We start from the raw sequence: 21583 nt of genomic DNA, 5'->3' as shown, positions 1-21583 counted from the left end.
AAATGGCGAAAGGTCTGACCGAGAAGGACCTCGGAAAGTTCAAGCTTGTGGGGAACATAGACGCCTTGGGGAGAAAGCTCGTTTTCCAGGTGACGGAGATAAGCGTCGAGAAGGACGACTACTTTTCCAAACTGTACCTCTACGACGGCAGGAAGGTTAAGCCCTTCACCGCAGGAAAGAAGGACGCCAGCCCGCGCTTCTCACCTGACGGAAAGCTCGTAGCCTTCACATCCAAGCGCGATAAGGAGAGCAAAGAGGCTGAACTCTACGTCATCCCAACGGACGGCGGAGAGGCGAGACTGCTAGCGAAGTTCAAGTACGGGATTCAGAACATCCGCTTCACAGAGGAGGGAAAGGGCATAGCGGTCGTTACTCCGATAGACGTCGAGAAGAAGCCTAAGGACGACGTCCACATCATCAAGGAGCTCCCCTTCTGGTTCAACGGCGTCGGCTTTGTTTATGGAAAGAGAAGCGCCGTTTACCTCGTTGATGTCGAGAGCGGGAAGAAGAAGCGCCTCACTCCGAAGAACCTCGACGTTGGCCAGATCCGCTTCCACAAGGGCAAGCTATACTTCATAGCCCAGGAGAATCGCGAGAGGAAGCCGATGGTGAGCGACCTCTACGTCCTCGAAGGTAGGAAAACCAAGAAGCTCACGCCGGGCAAGTGGGACATCTCCGACTTCATACCGCTGGACGATGGGACGTTCATCCTCAAGGCCAGCACGCGCGAGCGCGGGATTCCGACGAACACCCACATCTACCACTACAATCCCGCCATCGGTGAGATGAGAAAGCTGACGAAAGACCTTGACAGAGCGGCCTATAACTCCCTCAACAGCGATGTTAGGGGCTCTCAGAGAGCAGAGCTCGTCTTTAAGGATGGGTGGATCTACTATGTCGCCACGGACGGCCCGAGGGCTAACCTATTCCGCGTTAACCTCAACGGCAAGATAGAGCGCGTTATAGCTGGAGACAGGAGCGTCGAGAGCTTTGCGATAGGTGATTACATAGCCTTCACGGCCCAGGACGCGGTTACACCGCTTGAGCTCTACGTCCTCCGCGACGGGAAGGAGAAGAAAGTTACTGACTTCAACGGCTGGATTAATGAGTACAGGCTCTCAAAGCCGGAGCACTTCAAGGTCAAGGCCAGCGACGGCGTTGAGCTGGATGCGTGGGTTATGAAGCCCGTGGACTTCAAGCCAGGCAAGAAGTATCCAGCGGTCCTCGAGATCCACGGCGGACCAAAGACCGCCTACGGCTACTCCTTCATGCACGAGTTCCACGTTCTAACGGCTAAAGGCTTCGTCGTCATCTTCTCCAACCCGCGCGGGAGCGACGGCTACGGGGAAGAATTTGCGGACATAAGGGAGCACTACGGGGAGAGAGATTACCAGGACATAATGGAAGTCGTCGATGAGGCGGTGAAGCGCTTCGACTTCATAGACCCGGAGAGAATAGGAGTGACCGGCGGCTCCTACGGCGGCTTCATGACTAACTGGATAGTCGGGCACACGAACCGCTTCAAGGCCGCGGTGACCCAGCGCTCGATATCGAACTGGACGAGCTTCTTTGGAACGACAGACATCGGCTACTTCTTCGCGCCCGACCAGGTTGGCGGCGACCCGTGGAGCAACACAAATGGTTACTGGGAAAAGAGCCCGCTGAAATACGCGCCCAACGTTGAGACGCCGCTCCTCATAATCCACAGCATGGAGGACTACCGCTGCTGGCTGGCGGGGGGACTGCAGTTCTTCACAGCTTTGAGGAACCTCGGCAAAACCGTCGAGCTCGCCCTCTTCCCAGGAGAGAACCACGACCTCAGCAGAGGTGGAAAGCCGAAGCACAGGGTTAAGAGGCTTGAGCTTATAGCCGGGTGGATGGAGAGGTGGTTGAAGAGCTAAGTCCTTCTAACCTTTTGAGTCTTCTTTCAGCCTCTCTCACCCATTTCTCCTTTTCGGCGTTGAACTTTCGAATGCACCTCCTCTGGGAGAGATAAATGCCAAGGACTCCCAGCCAGAGAACAGCTATGAAGCCGACATCGGGGTGTATCAGTAGATAGAGAACCAGCGAAAGGGCAAAGTTAACCCCCAGAACACCAAGGGGTGTAAGAAGGTTTAATATCCTGTCTGTCAGAAAACCGAACAAGAAAATAAGGCTCACCATAAGCCATATCCAATAATTCACGTTTATCCCGGAGGGTCCCATCGTGAGGAGAACCCACGGGAACCAGTCCATTCCAGAGCAGAAGGAAATATCTATGCGTTTGAGCTCTTTCAGGGTCTTCTTCCGCCAGTTGCTCTCAAACACCCATGAATGCACTCCAGAGGAGTAGAGGAGAATCATCGCGAGAATAAAGGCCAGTCCCCAGCCGAGGATCATGTCGCCATAAGCGCGCTCAGGCGTTCCTATGGAGTAGAAGATAACCGCAGAGAGGAAATCGCTGGAAAAGATCAAAATGAACATCAACACCGTACCAGCGCTAAAGTACAACCCCTTCCGAGGGGACAGGGAAGATGCTCCAAGAAACCTGGCAATGAGGAATATTGCCATTACAAGCAAAAAAGTCACAAAAGACAGCATAATGAACACAAAGGCCGTAAGGCCTAGGTAATCGCTTAGAATTCCATTCCAGTTTGGCTTTCCGGCTAAAAGGACTTCTGCCGTGAAATTCTCACTTCTACCATCCGGATAGACAACCGTGAAAGTAAACCTGTTCTCTTTCCCCAGGAACATCCAGGTAATGTCACCTGAGAAGGGTCCATCAAACTCATGAACTATCATTTGAAGCGCATCATACGGCTCAAATCGAACTTCTGCCGGCTGGTGAAACCATCTGAAATCTCTGAACCACGCGAATCTCACATCCCCGCTTGAATTGACCCAGAGAGTTACTTCGCCGGGTTCGAGAGCAAAGCCGTTAACAGAGCTGAGGTATATTCCAAACTTCTCACCCGGATTCCCTGTCACGTTGCAGGTCGTCTCGCTCAGGTTGGCTGTTGAGGGACACTCAACAGACAGAGCGTTAACATGGGGAACCATCATGGTCAGCCAGAGGAACACCACTACAATTCCTGCTACCGTTGTTCTCTTCAAACTTCCACCCCCACTGTAGAACCAGATCCAGCAGGCCCGATTCTGCCCCCAATCCTGGCTATGTCCTCATCAAACCGTTTCTTAGCCTCCTCGACCTTTTCAAAGGCCTTTTTACTGGAGTACGCAAAAAGCCCCACAGTGGCCAAGAAGATCAGCTGGATTACAGCGGGAGTTTTTGAGACATATAGAACGTAGAATAACACAAGCAGAGCGGAATTAACTGGCAAAAAGGCATTCTCAAAGCGGTGCAGGGCTTTTCTGCATTTTGAATAGGGGAACTCCGAATAGTACCATATAGCTATCAAAACAGGGATTAAGAGCAGGAACGAGAGGAAAGATGCCCAAATGAACTCGTCAGTAAAGTAGAAGTACACCGCCAGGGGGATTCCAGCGGTCCATGCAATCCCTGTGTAGAAAGAGATCTTCGGGTACTTGTTGAATACCAAACCAAGCGCAAAGGCCGTTTCGAGAAGAAGGAGGGAAATTAAATTCCCGGTCACGACCAGGTTCGTGGCGAACTCCCGTGCGCTTTCACCAAAGCTCCCATTCCAGCCGGCGGAGAGACCAAGGTAAACTACGAGGACTGCAAGCTGGATAACCTGAAATCCTCCAAACATAAGAAGGGAGGCTGCAATGGATGACACAAGCTCCCTTCCGGAGTTATATCCGGTGAACCCGTCAAATAAGAGGAGCAGAAGAGCAAGGAACCCCCAGATTACGTCCCACAGAATCTTTTTCGACGGAATATTAACGGTAACGAGCTGATTAAAGACGTGCTTCTCCTTGGATTCAGAGTTCACTAGCGTGATGGACAGATTGATGGGCTTTGAAGCCACCACCCAGTCAGGCATGGCACTCACGGCCGGACCGAGGGCCTCTCTCCGGTGGGAGAGCGTGTAATCCAAGGGGATTGGGAAAAGGGGATTGATCCTCGGAACCCACTCCTGGGAGTAAAGGTGTTCCCCGTCTACAAACACCGTGATTTGGTAGGTGTCGTTCCCATCATTAATTTTACATTCCAAATCCTGGCCGTAGGGAACGCTCGACGGACAGCTGATGCTGAGTGCCGATGCTAAAGGGAGCAGCGTGAACATCCCAATGATGACAAGTAATAGTAGCCGCCTCACAATCAATCCCAAGAGAGCAGTGTTTACCTAACTTAAAAGTTTTTCGTAATTAACAGCCATAGATAAACTTTTAAAGCCCTTGATGATTTTTCTGCGGATGTGAATGAAGCGCGGGATGTTGTTGCTCCCAGCTTTGCTCATCATCTCCGGAGTCCTGTTCTACCACCCGGTTAGTGCCAACCATAGAATGGACTACAGAATAAACACCACAGCCGTTTGTGGGAATTTCACCATTAAAGGAGGATGGAGTGATATTGGTGGACTCCAGACAGTCTTGGAGGGAACCTGCATTATTGAGTTTCCAAACCCTGCGAATACAAGCATAAAAGACAAGTTTCATGTGTTCAACATAGCTAGCCCAGGATACTGGAACAATGTGGAAGGAATTATATCGGTTACACCGGAGGAAATAGAGTATCCCCGGGGCTGGATAGCCCCAGGAGAACCCGTAAAGATACGGGTGCACTTTGAGAGGAGAGGAATAAGGCCTATCGATGCACTCCGGATTGTTAGGCTGGGGTTCTTCCGCTGGAGAACCAATATTGACTGGGAGGTAAACCGCACTGCCCCAAAAGGGCTTCCGCTCTGGTTTTCAATAAACGTTGGGGGAACGGGCAGGATAACCCCAGACTGGCCGAGCATTCTCCTCATGCTCTCCGTATATTTTATGTGGACAATAATAACGCTGGTTGGAGCTTTGCTTATATGGCTTATGAGAAAGAGAAAGAACGACGAAGGCACCATACTTGGAGCGGGTCTTGCCTTGGGCTACTCCTACATAATAAGCTACTTCTCGGTGTTCTTCACGCTCTCACCCACCCAGAGCCTTCTCCTCCTGGCACTGCTCTCCTTGATGCTCCTCTCCATCTGGACGTCGCTCGTTAACAGGACAACGCCCAAAAAGCCCGAAAAGACTACAAAACTGTTGGGAAACCTCGCCTTAACCTTTGTGGCCTTAGCAGTTGCTACTGCGCTCGCGGTGTCATACCTCGAAAGAAGTTCGGCGATGGCCTTTGGGCTTCTTGTCTTTATCGTCCTCTTTGAGCTCCTCTTCATCCGTGCAATAGAAAAATCCGTGGGGGAAATAGAAAAGAAGGGCAAAATCCCGCGGGTAAAGACGAGGTTTCTAGTGGTTACTGTTTTGGTTATGATATATCCCGTTATTGCCACTTCAATTCTTGCAAAGAGACTTTACATAGAAGGGAGTTCAATCCTCATTGGAACCATTACTGTTATCCTCGGATTTTCAGTCGAGAGAATAGCGAAGAGGGAAAAAAAGATCTCTCTGAAGAATTGAAAGGAGCTGAAATATATTGAAATCCCCTCACAGCGTGTAATCCAGCACCTTCCCGGCTTCCTCGATGTGTTCGGGATAGACGTTCTTTATCTCCGGGTGGAGGGCCTTGATGACCCTTCCAACGAGCACGAAGAGAGTTCCCGCTATGATGGGAAGCTCGTTTACAACGTCCTCCTCAAGCGGCTTGTCCCCGGGTATCTCCTTGAGAAGGTACTTCCTGATCGGTTCCATCTGGACGTTTTCATCCTCTATAACCGCCCTGAAGAGGTTCATGGAGCTCCTGAAGCCCTTGGTTATCGGGATGTGACGGAGTTTTATCGTGTCAGAGTTCTCAGCCTTCGCGTTCTCGTAGGCGACTTCAAAGAGGTCAGCGAGCTCCTTCTCAACGATCTCCATCATTTCCTCGGCGCGGGGCTTGATTACCGCGAGCTCGCAGGTCCTCTCAAGGATCTTCTGGAGCTGTGGATACGGAATAATCATCTCCGCCATGCTCATCACCTCCCCTGCTTGCCCTGTTCTCGACATTAATTTAATAACTTTTAGTATTTAAAACTTTCGGCGCAACACTTAAGTTCTATGGCACGCAGATTCGCCGGGTGGAAAGATGAGGTTGATCAAAGCCGTTGCACTCATTGTTCTTGCGGGGATGATAATCGGGGAACCCTGGGCCAGCGGCCTGGTCGTATCGGAGTACGGAGTCCACGTATACGGCACCGAGAAAGCGGACTCCTTTTCCGCGGTTGCAGTGGCCCCAAACGGGGACATAATCCTTGGGGGCCAGAGCTCTTACCTGGGAATCCCTCTTCCATGGCTGGTGAGGGTGGATAGATATGGAAACATCATCTGGTCTAGGGTTTACAAGTTCAACAGAACTGTGTACAGGGGAAAGATAAGCGCCCTCGCGGTAGGCAAGGATGGGAGTATAATCGCAGGGGGAACCATAGAGGAGAGTGACACCAGAGAGCTCTTCGTAATGAAGCTCGACGAAAATGGTACAGTCCAGTGGTCATACCAGTACGACGTAGGGGACATGAGCATGCTGCGGAGTTTAGGAGAAGACGACAATGGAAACATCGTAGTAACGGGCTTCAGTCCGAACATTCAGGAGATAATCATACTTAAACTAAACCCCTACGGCAACGTTATCTGGTCAAAGAAGCTGAACTGTGGAGCCACTGGGATTTTTCACGCGGCGAAAGTCCGTCCCGACGGAGAAATTCTGCTCGCATACGTAAGGGAAAGCGACCTAATCTTAACGAAGCTGAGGAGCAACGGCTTGGTCTCATGGGCAAAGGTATACAAAGGAGTTCTTTTCGGGGACGTTAGCGGGATTGATGAAGACGAAAACGGGCTCATCGTGAGCGGTTCGACCATTGACGGGAACGTTTGGGTGATGCAAACAGACCCCAGCGGAAATCTAAAGTGGGTCAACGTCTACTCGACCCCCAACAACGACGAAGCCGTTGGCGTGGCCTCATCAAACGGCGGCATTTTCATTGTCGCATCCTCGTACAACTCCACAGCGGCGGAAACGTGGGTTTTTGAAACTGACGCCAGCGGCGAGGTGTCCAGGAGTGCCCTTTACAGCCAGGGAATTCCGTCCAGCGTCAGCGGTGATTACGGGAAGCTCCTCGTCGCGGGAACCACAGTGAAGTTCAACAGTTTCAGGGGAAGCGATGGCATCCTCATGAGCCTCCCGCTGAACGGAGCTGTCATCGATGGAGGAAAACCAAACGAACCGGCAGTATTTAAGCCGACTAACAAGGTCGAAGTTTCCAATACCACGCTCTCCACCGAGTTTACACCCATAAAAGCCAAGCCCCTGAACCCCCTGCCCAAGAACGTTTGCTTAACCGTTCCGGTTATCCTCAAAATATCCCCCCCTGTCTCAGAGGGCTATCCCGGAAGCGTATACGTCGACGGGAACTATACAAGCCCTGCGTTTAGCAAGGTGCACCTCTCTCTGTGCCCGGGGGAGCACGAACTCGTGGTAAAGAGGAGCGGCTACTTTGACTACGTGAGCACCATAAACGTTGTGCCCGGCTGGGAGAACGTGCTCACGATAAAGCTCTCCAAGAAGCCAGAGCAGAAGGGGAAGCTCCTCATAGACTCGACTCCGGAGGGTGCGGCTGTCTACATAAATGGGACGCTAATGGGAATCACACCCCTCAACCTAACCCTCACACCGGGGAAGTACTCGATCAGGGTTACTAAGGGGGGCTACATAGAGTACTCCACCGAAGTGTACCTCCCTAAAAATGGAAGCATCGAGATTAAGGCCAAGCTGCAGCAAACAGGAACAAAGACGAGCTCAACCACAACCACCGCAACGACGAGCACGGGGGAGTCAGTCTCTCAAACAACGCACTCCACTACATCCACGCCCACAACAACCGAAACGGGGAACTCTCCAACGAGCACATCAAAGAAGGGTGGTGGAGGGATATGTGGACCGGCACTCATCGTGGCCTTAGCACTCGCCCCACTGTTGTGGAGGCACCGGTCGTAGAAACTCTTTTAACGGAGGGAGTTTAGGTATCCCAGGCGTAAAAGCGTGGCAAGGTGGTAGGGTTGTGTGGAATAATAGGATACATCGGTGACAGAAAAGCGTGCGACGTTATCGTAAAGGGCCTCAAACGGCTGGAATACAGAGGGTATGATTCAGCCGGAATCGTTACGGGCGATGGGGAAAAGCTGGAAATCAGAAAGGGCGCCGGCAGGATAGACGAGCTCACCAAGAAGCTCGGTTTCCTGGAGATGAAGGGCAACAGGGGCGTCGGCCACACCCGCTGGGCCACCCACGGCGTTCCAAACGACATCAATGCCCACCCCCAGACGGACTGCACGGGAAGGATTGTTCTCGCCCACAACGGCATCATAGAGAACTTCTCCGAGCTCAAGGAGGAGCTCATTGGAAAGGGTCACACCTTCAAAAGCGATACTGACACGGAGGTCATAGCCCACCTAATCGAGGAGGAGCTCAAGTCTTCTGAGAACTTTGAGGAAGCCCTGAGAAAAGCCCTCAGAAGGCTCAAGGGTTCCTTTGCCCTGGTGATAATCTACGCGGATGAACCGGATAGGTTGTACGTCGTCAGAAAAGAGAGCCCCCTTGTACTCGGAATTGGGAATGGGGAGACCTTCGCGGCGAGCGATGTTCCCGCTTTTCTGGAGTACACAAATAGGGTAGTTTTCCTCGACGATGGTGAATATGCAATCTTGACCAAAGACTCATACGTTGTAAAGAGGCTCGACACCGGCGAAGTCGTCGAAAAACCCGTCCATGAGATAAGCTGGACTCTCGATATGGCCAAAAAGGCCGGCTATCCCCACTTCATGCTGAAGGAGATTTACGAACAACCGAGGGCCATCAAGGACGCTATTCACGGAAATAGGGAGGCCATACGAAGCGTTGCGGAGGAGATAGCAAGCTACGACAGGGTGATCTTCGTCGCGATGGGAACCTCGTATCACGCGGCCCTCGCCGGAAAGTACCTTCTCCAGCGCCTAGCGAGAAAGATACCGATAGTGGAGGAGGCGAGCGAGTTTAGATACGAGTTCGGAGACCTCGTGGACGACAGAACCCTCATAATAGCGATTACCCAGAGCGGGGAGACTGCCGACACGCTGGCTGCCATAAAACTGGCGAAGAGCAGGGGCGCCAAAGTTCTCGCCATCGTCAACGTTGTTGGCAGCATGGCCACGAGAATAGCCGACCTGACACTCTACACCCACGCCGGTCCTGAAATCGGCGTCGCGGCAACGAAGACATACACGACCCAGCTCACAGTCCTCACGATGCTCGCGATAGAGCTTGCAAAAGTTCTCAAAACGGCTGACGAAGGCTATCTGGAGAAACTCGAAGGCCAGCTTGCGAAGGTTCCGGAGATGGTTGAACTTGCTCTAAAGCACGATGAGCCCCTGAGGGAGCTCGCCGAGTCCCTGAAGGACAGGAGGGACTTCTTCTACATCGGAAGGGGAATAGGGGTTCCAACGGCCCTCGAAGGGGCCCTCAAACTCAAGGAGATAAGCTACATCCATGCGGAGGGCCTCAGCGCGGGAGAGCTCAAACATGGCCCGCTTGCCCTTCTGGAGGACGGCGTCCCGGTTGTAGCAATAAATCCGACCGGGAAAGTATTCGATAAAATGATAAGCAACATCGAGGAGGCCAGGGCAAGGGGGGCTAGGATGATATCCCTCTCAGACAGGGAGGATATGGCCAAAGTTTCAGATGTTTTTATCGAGATGCCCGAAGTTGACGAGCTCCTCAGCCCGATAGTCTATGTTGTCCCGCTCCAACTCCTCGCGTATCATCTGGCTGTAATGAGGGGCAACGACCCCGACAAGCCGAGGAACCTGGCTAAATCCGTTACCGTTGAATGAAGGGGGTGTGGTTATGGTCAAGACAGACGTCAAGAAAAAACGAAAGAAGGAAAAGTTTGAAAAGAAAAAGGCCCGCCAGGAGTCTGAGAGCATAAAGAAGCTGGCAGGGGTGTATCCAAAGCTAAAAACCTACGGCCTGGCTATTATAGTCCTGATCGCAGCTTACTACGGCTATTTAATTAGGGCCAAGAGCGAGAAGCTCAAGTACTTCATCGACCCTGACACTTTCTTCCACTACGAGATGTTCAAACAGGCCGTTCAACACGGCATTCCAAGCTATTTTCAGTTCGCGGATCCTCCCACTGGCATTAACATCGGAGGAATGGCAGGGATCTATGTAATCCCAGCTAAAGTCTACAACCTGATATTCAGTCACCTTGGCTATTCGGAGCTCCACTTCTTCAAGATATGGACACCCCTCGTCGGCGCGATAACCGTCATCGGAATCTACCTACTGGGAAGGAAGCTCCACTCCGACTGGACAGGGTTTTGGGCCGCGCTGTTCCTGGCGTTCTCCTACGCAAACTACACCAAGACCTACTCCGGAAACGCGAGGGGTGAGGCACCGTTCCTGATGTTCTTCATCTTCGCGATACTCTCAATGGTCTATTACCTCGACACCAAAGTAGACTACAGAAATCTCTTCAAGGAGAAGGATGGACTCCTAAAGGTCACCTGGGGTACCCTCTTCGTCGTCTTCAGCTGGCTCTTCATGATAAGCTGGGGTGGAAGCCAGTTCGGTATCGGTGTCCTCCTGCTCTTCATGGCCTTCCACTCGATAGTCCTCTTCACCTTCGGAAAGATAGGCGAGCTCAGACGCTTCACGGTTGAATTCTACTCCGCCATGCTGTTCGTCCTCTTGGGCGGTCTCTACCTGGCAAGTGTACCCCTGATCAGCTACAAGAATTTCCTGGTGTTCTCTCTTGAGGTATACGCTGCCCTCCTTGTCCTCAACCTTGTGATGCTCTTCGGGGGTAGAGTCGGCCTCAACTACTCGGACAAAACTCACAGGCTCGGCACGGTTATAGGCATTGCCGTTCTGGGTTTCATAGGCGCATACTTCTACTACGGTCCGGATTTGAAGAAGTTCATGGGAGGCGCGTACCAGTCTGACCCCCTCTACCAGACCGTCGCCGAGCTCGCCAAGACCCACTGGGCAGACGTTAAAAACGCGTTCAGCATTCACTACGTTAATGGGGTAGGGCAAGATGGAAGCCTTTACATCCTCTCCATCATAGGCTTCAGCATACTCCTCCTCAGAATGCTTTGGAAGTACTACAAGGGAGACGCCACGGGATACAAGGAGATGTTCCTGGCGGTTTACTACGGCGCCGCTACATACCTCCTCTGGATGGCGGTCAGGTTCAGCTTCCAGGCTTCGGGCGCAGTCATACTCCTGGCGGGTCTACTCATTGGGGAACTCATCGTTATCATTGAGAAGATGAAGGACAGCGTCGGGACGAAGGCCCTCTACGCTCTGGTGATAATCCTTCTGTTCCTCCCGCTGCCGGTCATCAGCGCCAAGGACATGAACACACTTGCAAACGCCCAGGCCAAGAACGAGGCCGTTCCCTCCAGCTGGCAAAACACCCTCCTGTGGATGAGGAACAACACGAATCCGCTCGACAGCGCCACGAGCTGGTGGGACTACGGCTACTGGATTGAGTCAAGCCTGCTCAGCCACCGCAGGAGTGCCACCGACGGTGGACACGCCTACGACAGGAGGTACATCCTGGCAAAGTTCTTCTCGCACAGCGGGAACGCCGGTGAGGTCGATTTTGAGGCGTGGGAGCTCAACTACCTCATCGTCTGGCAGAGCGACATATTCAAGTTCAACGCCATAAGCTACCTCGGTGGGGCTATCACGTACGGTGAATACCATAGCACCTCTATGTTCATGCTCGTTGGCTCCCAATACGGTTCAATGATCGGGTTCGACAACAAAACGAAAACCTACTACGTCCAAGTTAGGTACTCCTCCACCGAGGTGAGAAACTACATCCCGGAGATGGTGATCAACCTCCAGAACAACGGTGTCTTAAACCAGAAAAACCACAACATGCCAGGTGCACAGCCCATACCCTACGTCCTCTATGTCTACCCAGGAGGATGGGGCATACTGGCGTACGACAAGATAGCCTTCAGCAACTTCGTGCAACTCGCGTTTAACACTATAGATCCACTGAACATAACGGACTCCCTCAAGCTCAGGGCCAACTTCAAGCTCGTCAAATCGACCGGAGACCTCAACACATACAAGTTCACCCCCTTCGGAGTTTACAGAATGGATGTGCTGACCAGCGGAACCGCCTCAAACGGCACCTGGATTCCGATATACAACTCCCTTATGGGCAAAGGAAAACTCGAACTAAGGGAAGGAAACACCACCGTCCCGCTCCTCGGCAACCACACCTTCAAGATCTACATATCCGCGTTCGGAAGGGACGTTAAGAACGCCACCCTGGTGTTTGAGGCCTACAAGAACGGAACCCTCGTGAGCAAGGAGATCCTTGCCAGGAACCTCTACATAAACCACCTGAACGAGACCCCAATAACCGTCAACATTAACGTTCCAAACGCCACCAGCTACCGCATGGTGCTCATTCAGGAGGGCCCGGTTGGAGTCCTCGATGGTCCGGTTAAGGTCAACGGAAAAGAAGTCAACCCGAGCTTCCCGATTGCACCCGGAAAGAGCGGGGACATGAGCCTTACGGCGGCTTTCAGGAAGGACTATGATAACGTCAACCTCACCCTCCGCGCGAGCATCGTTTACTATGTCACTCCCAACGGGAGAGATATCTACAGCGACAAGTTCTACCTCGAACCCCACCAGGACATCATCGACTACATACCGGTCAAGAGCCTGAGCGTCAAAGCCGGCGACAATGAGATAACGGCCCACGCAAGCGTTCCGGCGGATGTGTTCACCAAGTTCGTCGATGAACTCAAGCAGAAGTACGGAAACAACTTAGTGATACGGAGGGAAAGGATCGAGCCCATCTTCCTAACCCAGAAGGAGTACGTTATCTGGGAGGGAAGCTGAGGTTATCCCTTCACTATTTTTACATCTTTTAGACTTTTGATACTGCTTTTTTTCGACGGTTTTGATGACCCCCGGAGTGAAGTCCTCGCCGTTTTTGATTATCAACGCCTCAACCTCGCCGAACCCGAGCTTCCAGAGGGCGAAGGCTCTGTGGTGGCCGTCGAGGATGTAGTACCTCCCCATATACGGGATAACGATCACCGGAGCGTCGTAGCCGTGCTTTATCTCCTGGAGGACGACGAGGAGCTTGTTCTCACTCAGCTCCCTCTTTGTAGGCACGATGAGATCGATGGGTAAAAAACGCTTTTCGATCTGAACTCTCTGCCGTAAATAGACCCATACTCCTCCGCAATCCTCCTGGCCCGTTTGAAGGACTCCTCCCTGGTAACGAGCCTTATCTCACCCAACTTTAACCCCTCTGACGGCCACAAACGCGGCCAGGTCCTTACACCTCGTGGAGCACTTTTCATCCACCCTCTCCGCAATCCCCGTAAACGGCCAGAATGAGGGGAAGAATATGACGCCGGCGCTCTCGACCTCCCGGAATCCAACATCCCTGAGGAGTCTCTCAAGCTCTGCGGGAGTGTAGAAGCGGGCGTAGCGGTAGGCCGTCTCGACGAAAAGGCTCTTGAGCCTCTTGAAGAAGAACCATGCACTCCGCCCGTTCATCGTACCTATCAGAACCTCTCCTCCCGGCTTCAGAACGCGGTGGATTTCCTTCACGACCTTCTCCGGCTCGTGGATGAACTCGAACATGGTGACGCTGAGGACGAGGTCAAAACTTCCGTCTGGGAAGGGAAGGGAGTATGCATCGCCCTTAATGCACTCCAATCCCTTCCTTCTGGCCGCCTCCAGCATCCCCTCGCTCGCGTCCAGGCCAATGACATCAAAGCCCCTTCTCTTCAGCTCAAGCGTGTAGTTCCCTGTGCCGCAGCCGAGGTCGAGGGTCTTTCCCGACTTCGTCCGGAGCATGGAGAACACGAGCCGCTTCTCCGTTCTGTCAACGTACTGGCCGGTTTTCGTCAGATACCACGAGTCATAGCGGCCCGCTATCTTGTTGAAATATTCCGCCATTCAGACCCTCACCTTTCCCTCGATCGTCAGGGGTTTGTCCACCCTGTCGTCTATCTTAAGGCTTATGACGACCCTTTTGGCCCCCGCCTGGAGGATAGCCTCGTGGCAGAGCCGGACGAGGTCGAGTATCTCCTCCACGGAACCCTCAACAACGGTGCCCATCGGGCAGACCTGATATCTGAGGCCGCTCCCCTTTATCACCTCTACCACGGGCTTAAGGTACTTCCCGACGCTCGGGCTCTCCGTCCCTAGGGGAAAGAGGCAGAGTTCGGCAACGGCCATACCACCACCTCACTCGTGCTCCTTCCTCTTCTTCTCGCGGGCGTGGATGTAGTCAAGGAGGGGCTGGATCCTCTTCCAGACCTCCGGGATGAGCCCATCCCCGTCAACCCTGACGTAGATGCCCTTGGCGCGGTAGAACTTTATTATGGGCTCCATGTTTCTGGTATAGATGTGATAACGCTTCCTGACGACTTCCTCCCTGTCGTCGGTCCTCTGAATGAGCTTTGAGCCGCAGACGTCGCAGATTCCCGGAACCTTTGGAGGATTGTACTTAATATGATAAATCGCGCCACAGTTCGGGCATATCCTCCTGCCTGATATCCTCTCAACGCTGGTCTCTTCGTCGATGAAAATCTCAAGGGCGAGGTCGAGCCTGATGCCGTGGTCGAAGAGGTAGTTCTCAATGGTTATCACCTGCCCTGGAGTTCTGGGGTAGCCGTCCAGGATGAAGTTCTCCCTCTGGCGCCGGAGCTTCGAGATTATGAGGGTGTTGACTATGGTATCGGGGATCAGGTCTCCCCTCTTCAGGTATGAGTCCATCTCGATGCCAAGGGAGCTACCTTTTTCAATCTCGGCCCGGATTATGTCCCCAGAAGAGATGTACTTAAGGCCGTAGCGCTCCACTATGGTTCTGGAGTGGGTGCTCTTCCCGGAACCGGGGGGTCCGAATATCAGCATGTTCACCTGGATCACCAGTATGTTGTTTGGAAAGAAAAGTTGAATAAGTTTTTGTCTCTCAAACCGGCCGGAGGGAAACGTCCCCGTAGAGGATGCGCTTCAGCTCGCCACCGACCTCAAGGAGGAGCGACCCGTCGTCCAGGACGTCGAGGGCCCTTCCAATCATTGTTGTTTCTCCCTCCGTGACCCTAACGGTTCTTCCGAGGATGAAAGTCCTCTCCCTGAGGCGGGCCATGAGAAGGTCTGGACGCTCCCTGTAAATCGTATACCAGACGTCGAGGTGGAACAGGAGCTTATCCAGGACGCGCTCAAGGGTGACGGCCCTTCCAATCTCCAGCATCATCGAGGTGGCGCTTCCGCTGAGCTCCGGAGGGAGGGGGTTGTTGACGTTCAGACCTATTCCCAGGAGGACGTAGTCGTTCCCTTTTCCCTCCGTTAGAACGCCCGATATTTTCTTCCCGTTGACCCAGACGTCGTTGGGCCACTTTATACCCCCCTGGAGGCCAAAATCCAACAGCGTATCCACCACGGCAAGTCCGCCGATGAAGACCAGCCGCAGATCAGGTTTTTCAGGCTTCAGGATAACGCTCAGCCACAGACCTCCCTCAGGGGACTCCCAGCGCCTTCCGAGCCTTCCACGTCCTGAACTCTGCCGCCTGGCAACTACAACGGTCCCCTCCGGGGCTTCGGGTGCTATATCCTTTGCGTACCGGTTGGTCGAGTCTACCTCTTCAAGCCGAATTATCTTCTTCCCTATAACCTTGACATCGTTCATTCTTTCACCTCAATAAAGCCGTTTGAGGGCCCTTACACCCAGGACGAAGAAGAGGGCCGCGAGGCGGTTCCCTGAGAGCGAAATTCCTCCAGACCCTTCCACCGAGGCGCTGGTTCCAGAGGCTCTTTCCATTAATATCATAAGCACCAACAATACCCGCATCGTTTCCAGAGTAGATGGTTCCGTTGTTAAGGATCGTGCCCCATATCGGGGCCCTGGTGTTCCTCTTCCAGATCAGACCAGTTCCCCGCTTGAAGAGGTAGATCCAGCTGTCGTTGCTGCCGGCCACAAAAGTCTTCCCATCGGGGCTTATGTCAACTGCCCAGACTTGGTCTCCCGTCTTGTATTCGAAGATGGGTTTTCCCTCGGGGGAGAAGAGCTGCACGAAGAAGCCCTTGGTTCCGGCCACCACGTAGTTGTCCTCACTTATCGCGATGGAGTATGAGAAGCCCCTGCTGGGAACCTTGTAGACCCTGCTCCCATTGGGGGAGAGAAGGAGAACATCGTAGCCGAATCCGGCCGCGGTGTAACCTTCATCGTTTATCGCAAGGGAGAAGACCATGCACGCGTCGCTGTACGTCCAGCTCCAGGATGGCTCCGCCGCTGTGTAAGGGGTGAGCAGAATCACCATCAAAAGGACTAAAATGGGGAGTATCCTCTTCACTTCTTCCACCTAGGGGGAGTTGAAGGGCGTTCTTAAATCGTTAACGGTCAAAGGAAAAACTTAAATCCTCAAAGAATATATCACTCTCGGTGATTAGTATGGATGCATACCAGAGCGTTGGTGTTAGAAGGAGGCTTAGGAGGTTCTTCCGCAGGGACGGGAGAGCTTTGATATTCGCGATGGATCACGGCTTCGAGCACGGGCCGACCGATTTCGAGCCCGTCTGGGAGCACGTAAACCCACGGGTTATTGTAAGGAGGGTCATGAGGGCAGGAATAGACGGCGTCATGATGCTCCCCGGCATCGTCAGGATGGCCGGCGACGAGGTCAAGCCCGACAGAGGGCTGATGATAAAGCTCACGAGCAAGACCAGCTTAAGGCCGAAAGACGACCAGCTCCTCCAGAGCCAGCTTGGCTACGTTGAGGACGCTATAAAGCTCGGCGCCGATGCGATTGCAGCGACAGTCTACTGGGGTTCACCGCAGGAAGACGTTATGATGCGCCAGTTCGCAGAAATAGCGAGCTACGCCCATGACCTCGGCTTTCCGGTCGTCCAGTTCGCCTATCCACGCGGACCGTACATCAACGAGAAGTACGGCAGCAAAGAGGACTACAGGGTTGTTATGTACGGTGCCAGGGCAGCGGCTGAGACAGGTGCAGACATGATAAAGACCTACTGGACCGGCTCAGGGGAAACCTTCGCCAAGGTCGTCGATGCCGCCGCAGGTGTCCCGGTGCTCCTCAGCGGCGGAGCCAAGACGGAGAACCCCCTTGACTTCCTCAAGGTGGTCTACGAGGTCGTTGAAGCCGGTGGTTCAGGTGCCGTCGTCGGCAGGAACATCTTCCAGCGCGAAAACCCTGAGCCGATGATAAAGGCCCTTCTCAGGGTTGTCCACCGCAACGAAGAACCTGAAGAGGCGGCAAAGGCAGAGGGGCTGATCTGATTATAGTTTCTCCAGTTTTGCCCTTACTCTACCGTTTTCAACTTCTATTATTGCGTAGTAGCCCCTGAACAGCGGTCCAGGATTCACAACGAGCGTTTCTCCGATCGTATCAACGGATCTCGCCTCGTGGATGTGGCCCGTGAGAACCAGCGGTGGCTGCTTTTCCTCGATGAACTTTCTGAGGGCCCTGCTTCCAACGTGGATGCCGGAGTGGATCCTGTCTGCTTTGGTGCCGTAGGGTGGGGCATGGCTCAGGATGAGGTCTCCGGGATGATAGTTTCTCTCCAGAATCGAGCCTATATCCTCCTCGCTCAGCTCCCATATCGTGTTGAATGGCGTTGTATTGGAGCCGCCGAGGCCGACTATCCCAAGACCGCTCACCTCAACCCGTTTATCGTGGGCGCTTGCCCCAAGTTCTTCCAGGAGACTTGGTACGTCTTTTCCATCGCAGTTGCCAAAAACCGCTATAAGGGATGTCCCCACGTTGAGAAGAGGCTCAAGAACCCTTTCCGCAGTCCGGGCACCTCCAAAGTTAGTTATATCGCCCGCCACCAGCAGAAGGTCCGGCGAGAGAGCTGGAAGAGCTTCCGACAGCTTATGGCTCATCTTGATGTTTCCGTGGATGTCCGTGACTCCGATGATCCTCATACATATCACCACCACAAGGACCCGACGAGACCTTCTTCTCGTTCTTCCCCCATAAATCTCCATCCCGCAACACTTTTATATTTTTGGAACCCTCTAATCACATAATGCAATAACGGGGTGACCGAAATGAGAAAGATGTCAATCCTCATGGCCCTGCTAATAACGGGCTATATCCTCGGTATCTGGAACTTCCTTTTGATGCCGAAGTATTACCTCAGTTTCGGTCTTAAGGGGTTTCTAGTGTCGCTGATAGCCCTGGGGGCTGGTTTGCTCCTGATATACGGGGAGCTTGAAGCTACCAAAAGGAGCAGGTATCTTATCCACGAGTTTTTCGTTAAGGTCTCCCGAAGCCCTGCGGTGACGCTGCTTCTCCTCATGTTCCTACTCGTGAGCGGGGGGATAACCCTCTACTACTCCTCCAAGGCCCTTCTGCCGGTTTTCAACATTTCCAGCAGCGCACTCCTGCCGATAATCTGGGCAGTCATACTCTTCATCCTTATAATACTGGTTGTTCTAAAAGGAAGGAGCGTTGAGTTCATAGGGGCGCTTGCCGTCCTGTTCATACTGTTCGCCATCGTGGCAACACTGGCCATGCGCTCCGAAGTCTACGGATTCGTCAAGAGCCAAACGGCACTCCACTACCTTAATGTCCATAGGAGCGCAATCTTCTCGTTCCATCACGGCTTGACGGCCCGCGGCGTTGTTTTCATGCTGGTGGCAACTCTCGTAAGTCTCGGTCTTGGGACCGGCGTCTACTATGTCATCGGCAGCTTCTCACCGGACGACCTCGATATGAAAAAGCTCCTCACCGTCGTCGTTATCCTGCAGATATTCCTCAGCTTCGCCGCTGCCCTTACTACCGCGTACTCCATAGGGGCCGCGTACCAGAGTTATGAGAACAGTCAGGCACAGTTCCAAAAGGTCAATCAGGAGCTTCACAAGCTGTTCCTCTCTAATATAAACCCCAACTCGGAGGAGTTCAAATCCAAGTTTAGGGAGCTGAACCAGACCCTCACCAGAATTAACCAGACCCTCACGGATTTCCACAAGGTAGAGGCCTACGCCAGTTCAAGCACAGGAAACCCAATAAAAGCCATTGAAACATTCTATCTAATCCCCAAGATACTCAGGGAGAGCAATCTAACGGGAGCTACCACGATCATCTTCCTCCTCATGAGTTCCCTCTTCCTGGCCGGTTTCACGAGCCTAGTCGTCCTCGTTGAGATAGGGGCGCAGATATCGAGCGAAGTCCTTCAGATGAAGCGCGGAAGCAGCGTGACCTTCGTGAGCCTGGCGATAGCGGTGATAGGCTCAATAATGATGGTCAGTGGGATAAGGACGATGCTCCTCACCGTCCCCCTCTCGGTAGGGGCCCTCGTAATCGCCATAGAGGGGCTTCCCCTCCTGCGCGGAGTCTCACCGGTCAACAAGAGCGCGGTCTCCATCGGAGTTCTCTTGGCGCTCCTGGTGGGCATACTGGGCCTCGTGTACACGTTCAAACTTGGGGGAATTTACATCGAGCTCGGAATACTCCTGAGTCTGCTGATGTTCACCCCACTGCTCTTCAACGGATACTTGATGGGGAGCGCCAGGCGGGGCAGATGAGCCTCCTTCAAAAATTTTTTAAATGGCCTTTCAGACTCAACGTAGAACGTTTTAAGGAGGTATGAATGATGGGAGACAAGACAAAGGTTCAGGTCAGCAAGCTCAAACCCGGAAGGTACATTATTATCGACGGAGAGCCCTGCAGGATTGGAAACATAACCGTTTCCTCGCCCGGAAAGCACGGTTCGGCCAAGGCGAGGATAGAGGCCGTCGGAATCTTCGACAAGAAGGTCAGGAGCATGGTCAAACCGACCAGCGCCGAGGTTGAGGTTCCGATTATAGACAAGCGCGTCGGCCAGATCATAGCCCTGACTCCTGACACCGTCCAGCTCATGGACATGGAGACCTACGAGACCTTCGACGTCCCGATAGAGAGCGGCGTCGAGGACGATATCAAGGGCCAGCTCACAGAGGGCATAACCGTCGAGTACTGGGAGACCCTCGGCAGGGTCAAGATTATGAAGCTCAGGGGCGAGTGAAGCCCTTTTCTCTTCCGTTTTAAGCAAAACTTTTTAACCAGACTGTTCTCTACACGTGTAGATAGACATCGATAGTATTTGTTGAGTGATCCCGATGGAAGACCTGAGGAAGAGACTGTGGGCCCTCGCATGGCCAGCCGTTACTGGCAACATCTCTCAGACCCTTCTGAACTTAGTTGACATGCTTATGGTGGGGCATGTTAGCGCCCTCGCCGTTGCTTCGGTGGGCCTTGGAGGCCAGGTAAGCTGGTTCATGATGCCCATCATGATGGCAGTATCTATCGGGACGCTCGCCCTGGTGGCCAGGTTCGTCGGCGCAAAGGACGTTGAGAGAGCTGAGCTCGTTCTGGAGCAGAGCCTCTACCTGGCGGTCCTCCTTGGAATCCCTGTCCTCCTCTTCGGCTGGTTCTTCGGCGATGATGTTCTTAGAGTAATGGGTGCAAAGGGAGAACTCCTCTCACTAGCTTACTCCTACCTCAAGGTCGTGTTCCTCTTTTACCCCGTCCGCTTCGTGGCGTTCTCCTTTAACTCTGCCCTTAGAGGGGCAGGAGACACCAAGACCCCGATGAAACTTGGAATTCTAATGAACATAATAAACGCCATCATGGATTATCTCCTCATTTATGGAAAGCTCGGCTTTCCAAAACTCGGTCCCGTCGGTGCGGCATGGGCATCGGGGATAGGGATAACCGTATCCTTCATCACGGGTGCGTATCTCCTCCTGAGTGGCAGGCTCGTGCTAATCCTGCGCCCCCGCTGGCGCCTTGAGTTTGAAATGGCAAAGAGGATACTGAGGATAGGAATTCCCGCGCTGGTTGAGAGGAGCCTCTTCAGTTTCTACAACTTCCTCTACATGAGCATAGTCACACGCTTCGGCGACGTTGCCCTCGCCGCCCACCAGATTGGCCTCAGGGTCGAGAGCATAGCTTACATGCCGGCTTTCGGCTTCAACGTGGCCTCTTCTGCACTTGTAGGGCAGAGCCTCGGTGAAGGAAACCCTAAGAAAGCCGAAAGGACCGTGTACGAGGCCCTCAAGATGGTCACGGTGTTCATGTCAGTTATGGCGTTCATCCTAATAGCGTTTCCAAGGTACTTGGTGATGCCGTTCCTGAGTTCCAGCGACCCCAACTACTCGGAAGTTCTCAGGCTCGCGAGCATCTATCTGATAATAGTTGGAATAAGTGAAATCCCCCTCGGATGGGTGTTCGTTCTCAGCGGCTCACTGAGAGGAGCTGGGGACACGAAGAGCCCGATGTACGTAACGGCCGTCAGTAAGCTCTTCTTCCGCATCATCCCAGCGTACCTCCTGGGGTTCGGCATCACTCTTGGACCGCTGCACATCGCCGGGATGGGAGTGATAGCGGCGTGGCTTGCCATGTCACTGGAGACGTTCACAAGCGCCGCCATGTTCTGGTGGATATTCAAGAGGGGAAGATGGAAAAGCATGAAGGTATAGCCGGAGGAAGGTTTTTAAACCGCCCACATGAGGGGGGA

Annotated in this window: 19 protein-coding genes; 9 read left to right on the top strand and 10 right to left on the bottom strand. The window is 53.2% G+C overall.

The window, feature by feature from the left end; genetic code table 11:
• Positions 1-2: 2 nt before the first annotated feature.
• Complete coding sequence (locus tag E3E29_RS00445) at positions 3-1901, top strand: S9 family peptidase (RefSeq protein ID WP_167909027.1); 1899 nt, start codon at positions 3-5, stop codon at positions 1899-1901.
• Here E3E29_RS00445 and E3E29_RS00440 read toward each other — a convergent pair.
• On the bottom strand, positions 1864-3093 hold the full coding sequence (locus E3E29_RS00440; protein ID WP_167909026.1) for a hypothetical protein: 1230 nt from the start codon (positions 3091-3093) through the stop codon (positions 1864-1866). The two genes, E3E29_RS00445 and E3E29_RS00440, sit on opposite strands and share 38 nt — an antisense overlap.
• Positions 3090-4232, bottom strand: coding sequence for a hypothetical protein (locus E3E29_RS11675; RefSeq protein WP_240922712.1), 1143 nt, complete (start codon positions 4230-4232; stop codon positions 3090-3092). Before E3E29_RS11675 ends, E3E29_RS00440 begins: the two co-directional genes overlap by 4 nt.
• Before the next feature lie 91 nt (positions 4233-4323).
• Here E3E29_RS11675 and E3E29_RS00430 point away from each other — a divergent pair, with 91 nt between their 5' ends.
• Positions 4324-5517, top strand: coding sequence for a hypothetical protein (locus tag E3E29_RS00430; protein ID WP_167909025.1), 1194 nt, complete (start codon positions 4324-4326; stop codon positions 5515-5517).
• Between the two features lie 27 nt (positions 5518-5544).
• Here E3E29_RS00430 and E3E29_RS00425 read toward each other — a convergent pair whose 3' ends face one another.
• Positions 5545-6006 carry a DUF1931 family protein gene (locus E3E29_RS00425; protein WP_167909024.1) on the bottom strand — a complete coding sequence of 154 codons (462 nt, stop codon included), beginning with the start codon at positions 6004-6006 and terminating at the stop codon, positions 5545-5547.
• Positions 6007-6121: 115 nt separating this feature from the next.
• Here E3E29_RS00425 and E3E29_RS00420 point away from each other — a divergent pair, with 115 nt between their 5' ends.
• The 3 genes from E3E29_RS00420 to E3E29_RS00410 all read left to right on the top strand — a co-directional run bounded on the left by E3E29_RS00420 (position 6122) and on the right by E3E29_RS00410 (position 12940).
• Entirely contained in the window at positions 6122-8026 is a 1905-nt protein-coding gene (locus tag E3E29_RS00420; protein WP_167909023.1) for a PEGA domain-containing protein, read from the top strand.
• A 62-nt stretch (positions 8027-8088) separates the two neighbouring features.
• Positions 8089-9897: a glutamine--fructose-6-phosphate transaminase (isomerizing) gene (gene glmS / locus E3E29_RS00415; RefSeq protein ID WP_167909022.1), complete on the top strand. Its 1809-nt coding sequence runs from the start codon at positions 8089-8091 to the stop codon at positions 9895-9897.
• A 13-nt stretch (positions 9898-9910) separates the two neighbouring features.
• Positions 9911-12940, top strand: coding sequence for a glycosyltransferase family 39 protein (locus E3E29_RS00410; protein ID WP_167909021.1), 3030 nt, complete (start codon positions 9911-9913; stop codon positions 12938-12940).
• On the opposite strand, the gene E3E29_RS11670 is transcribed toward E3E29_RS00410, so the two are convergent.
• The 6 genes from E3E29_RS11670 to E3E29_RS00380 all read right to left on the bottom strand — a co-directional run bounded on the left by E3E29_RS11670 (position 12902) and on the right by E3E29_RS00380 (position 16422).
• Entirely contained in the window at positions 12902-13219 is a 318-nt protein-coding gene (locus tag E3E29_RS11670; protein WP_342764639.1) for a ParB/RepB/Spo0J family partition protein, read from the bottom strand. The genes E3E29_RS00410 and E3E29_RS11670 overlap by 39 nt on opposite strands.
• Before the next feature lie 120 nt (positions 13220-13339).
• Positions 13340-14014: a class I SAM-dependent methyltransferase gene (locus E3E29_RS00400; RefSeq protein WP_167909020.1), complete on the bottom strand. Its 675-nt coding sequence runs from the start codon at positions 14012-14014 to the stop codon at positions 13340-13342.
• Complete coding sequence (locus E3E29_RS00395; RefSeq protein WP_167909019.1) at positions 14015-14296, bottom strand: MTH1187 family thiamine-binding protein; 282 nt, start codon at positions 14294-14296, stop codon at positions 14015-14017.
• 9 nt (positions 14297-14305) lie between these two features.
• The gene (locus E3E29_RS00390; protein WP_167909018.1) at positions 14306-14980 is read right to left on the bottom strand and encodes an adenylate kinase; all 675 of its coding nucleotides are present in this window, start codon (positions 14978-14980) and stop codon (positions 14306-14308) included.
• Positions 14981-15032: 52 nt separating this feature from the next.
• A complete protein-coding gene (locus E3E29_RS00385; protein ID WP_167909017.1) occupies positions 15033-15749 on the bottom strand; it encodes a biotin--[acetyl-CoA-carboxylase] ligase in 717 nt (238 codons plus the stop codon).
• Between the two features lie 4 nt (positions 15750-15753).
• A complete protein-coding gene (locus E3E29_RS00380; RefSeq protein WP_167909016.1) occupies positions 15754-16422 on the bottom strand; it encodes a WD40 repeat domain-containing protein in 669 nt (222 codons plus the stop codon).
• Between the two features lie 89 nt (positions 16423-16511).
• Here E3E29_RS00380 and fba point away from each other — a divergent pair, with 89 nt between their 5' ends.
• Entirely contained in the window at positions 16512-17357 is an 846-nt protein-coding gene (gene fba, locus E3E29_RS00375; RefSeq protein WP_167909744.1) for a class I fructose-bisphosphate aldolase, read from the top strand.
• Here fba and E3E29_RS00370 read toward each other — a convergent pair whose 3' ends face one another.
• Positions 17358-18005 carry a metallophosphoesterase gene (locus tag E3E29_RS00370; RefSeq protein WP_167909015.1) on the bottom strand — a complete coding sequence of 216 codons (648 nt, stop codon included), beginning with the start codon at positions 18003-18005 and terminating at the stop codon, positions 17358-17360.
• Positions 18006-18131: 126 nt separating this feature from the next.
• On the opposite strand from E3E29_RS00370, the gene E3E29_RS00365 reads away from it, so the two are divergent.
• The 3 genes from E3E29_RS00365 to E3E29_RS00355 all read left to right on the top strand — a co-directional run bounded on the left by E3E29_RS00365 (position 18132) and on the right by E3E29_RS00355 (position 21545).
• Positions 18132-19610, top strand: coding sequence for a sodium-dependent transporter (locus E3E29_RS00365; protein WP_167909014.1), 1479 nt, complete (start codon positions 18132-18134; stop codon positions 19608-19610).
• Positions 19611-19678: 68 nt separating this feature from the next.
• Complete coding sequence (locus E3E29_RS00360) at positions 19679-20089, top strand: translation initiation factor IF-5A (protein WP_167909743.1); 411 nt, start codon at positions 19679-19681, stop codon at positions 20087-20089.
• Positions 20090-20183: 94 nt separating this feature from the next.
• Positions 20184-21545 (top strand): MATE family efflux transporter, encoded by a 1362-nt coding sequence (locus E3E29_RS00355; protein ID WP_167909742.1) that lies wholly within the window; start codon positions 20184-20186, stop codon positions 21543-21545.
• Positions 21546-21583 lie beyond the last annotated feature (38 nt).

Origin of the sequence: Thermococcus sp. Bubb.Bath, from assembly GCF_012027595.1 — an archaeon.
GTDB lineage: Archaea > Methanobacteriota_B > Thermococci > Thermococcales > Thermococcaceae > Thermococcus.
This window is presented reverse-complemented; position numbering and strand designations above follow the sequence as displayed.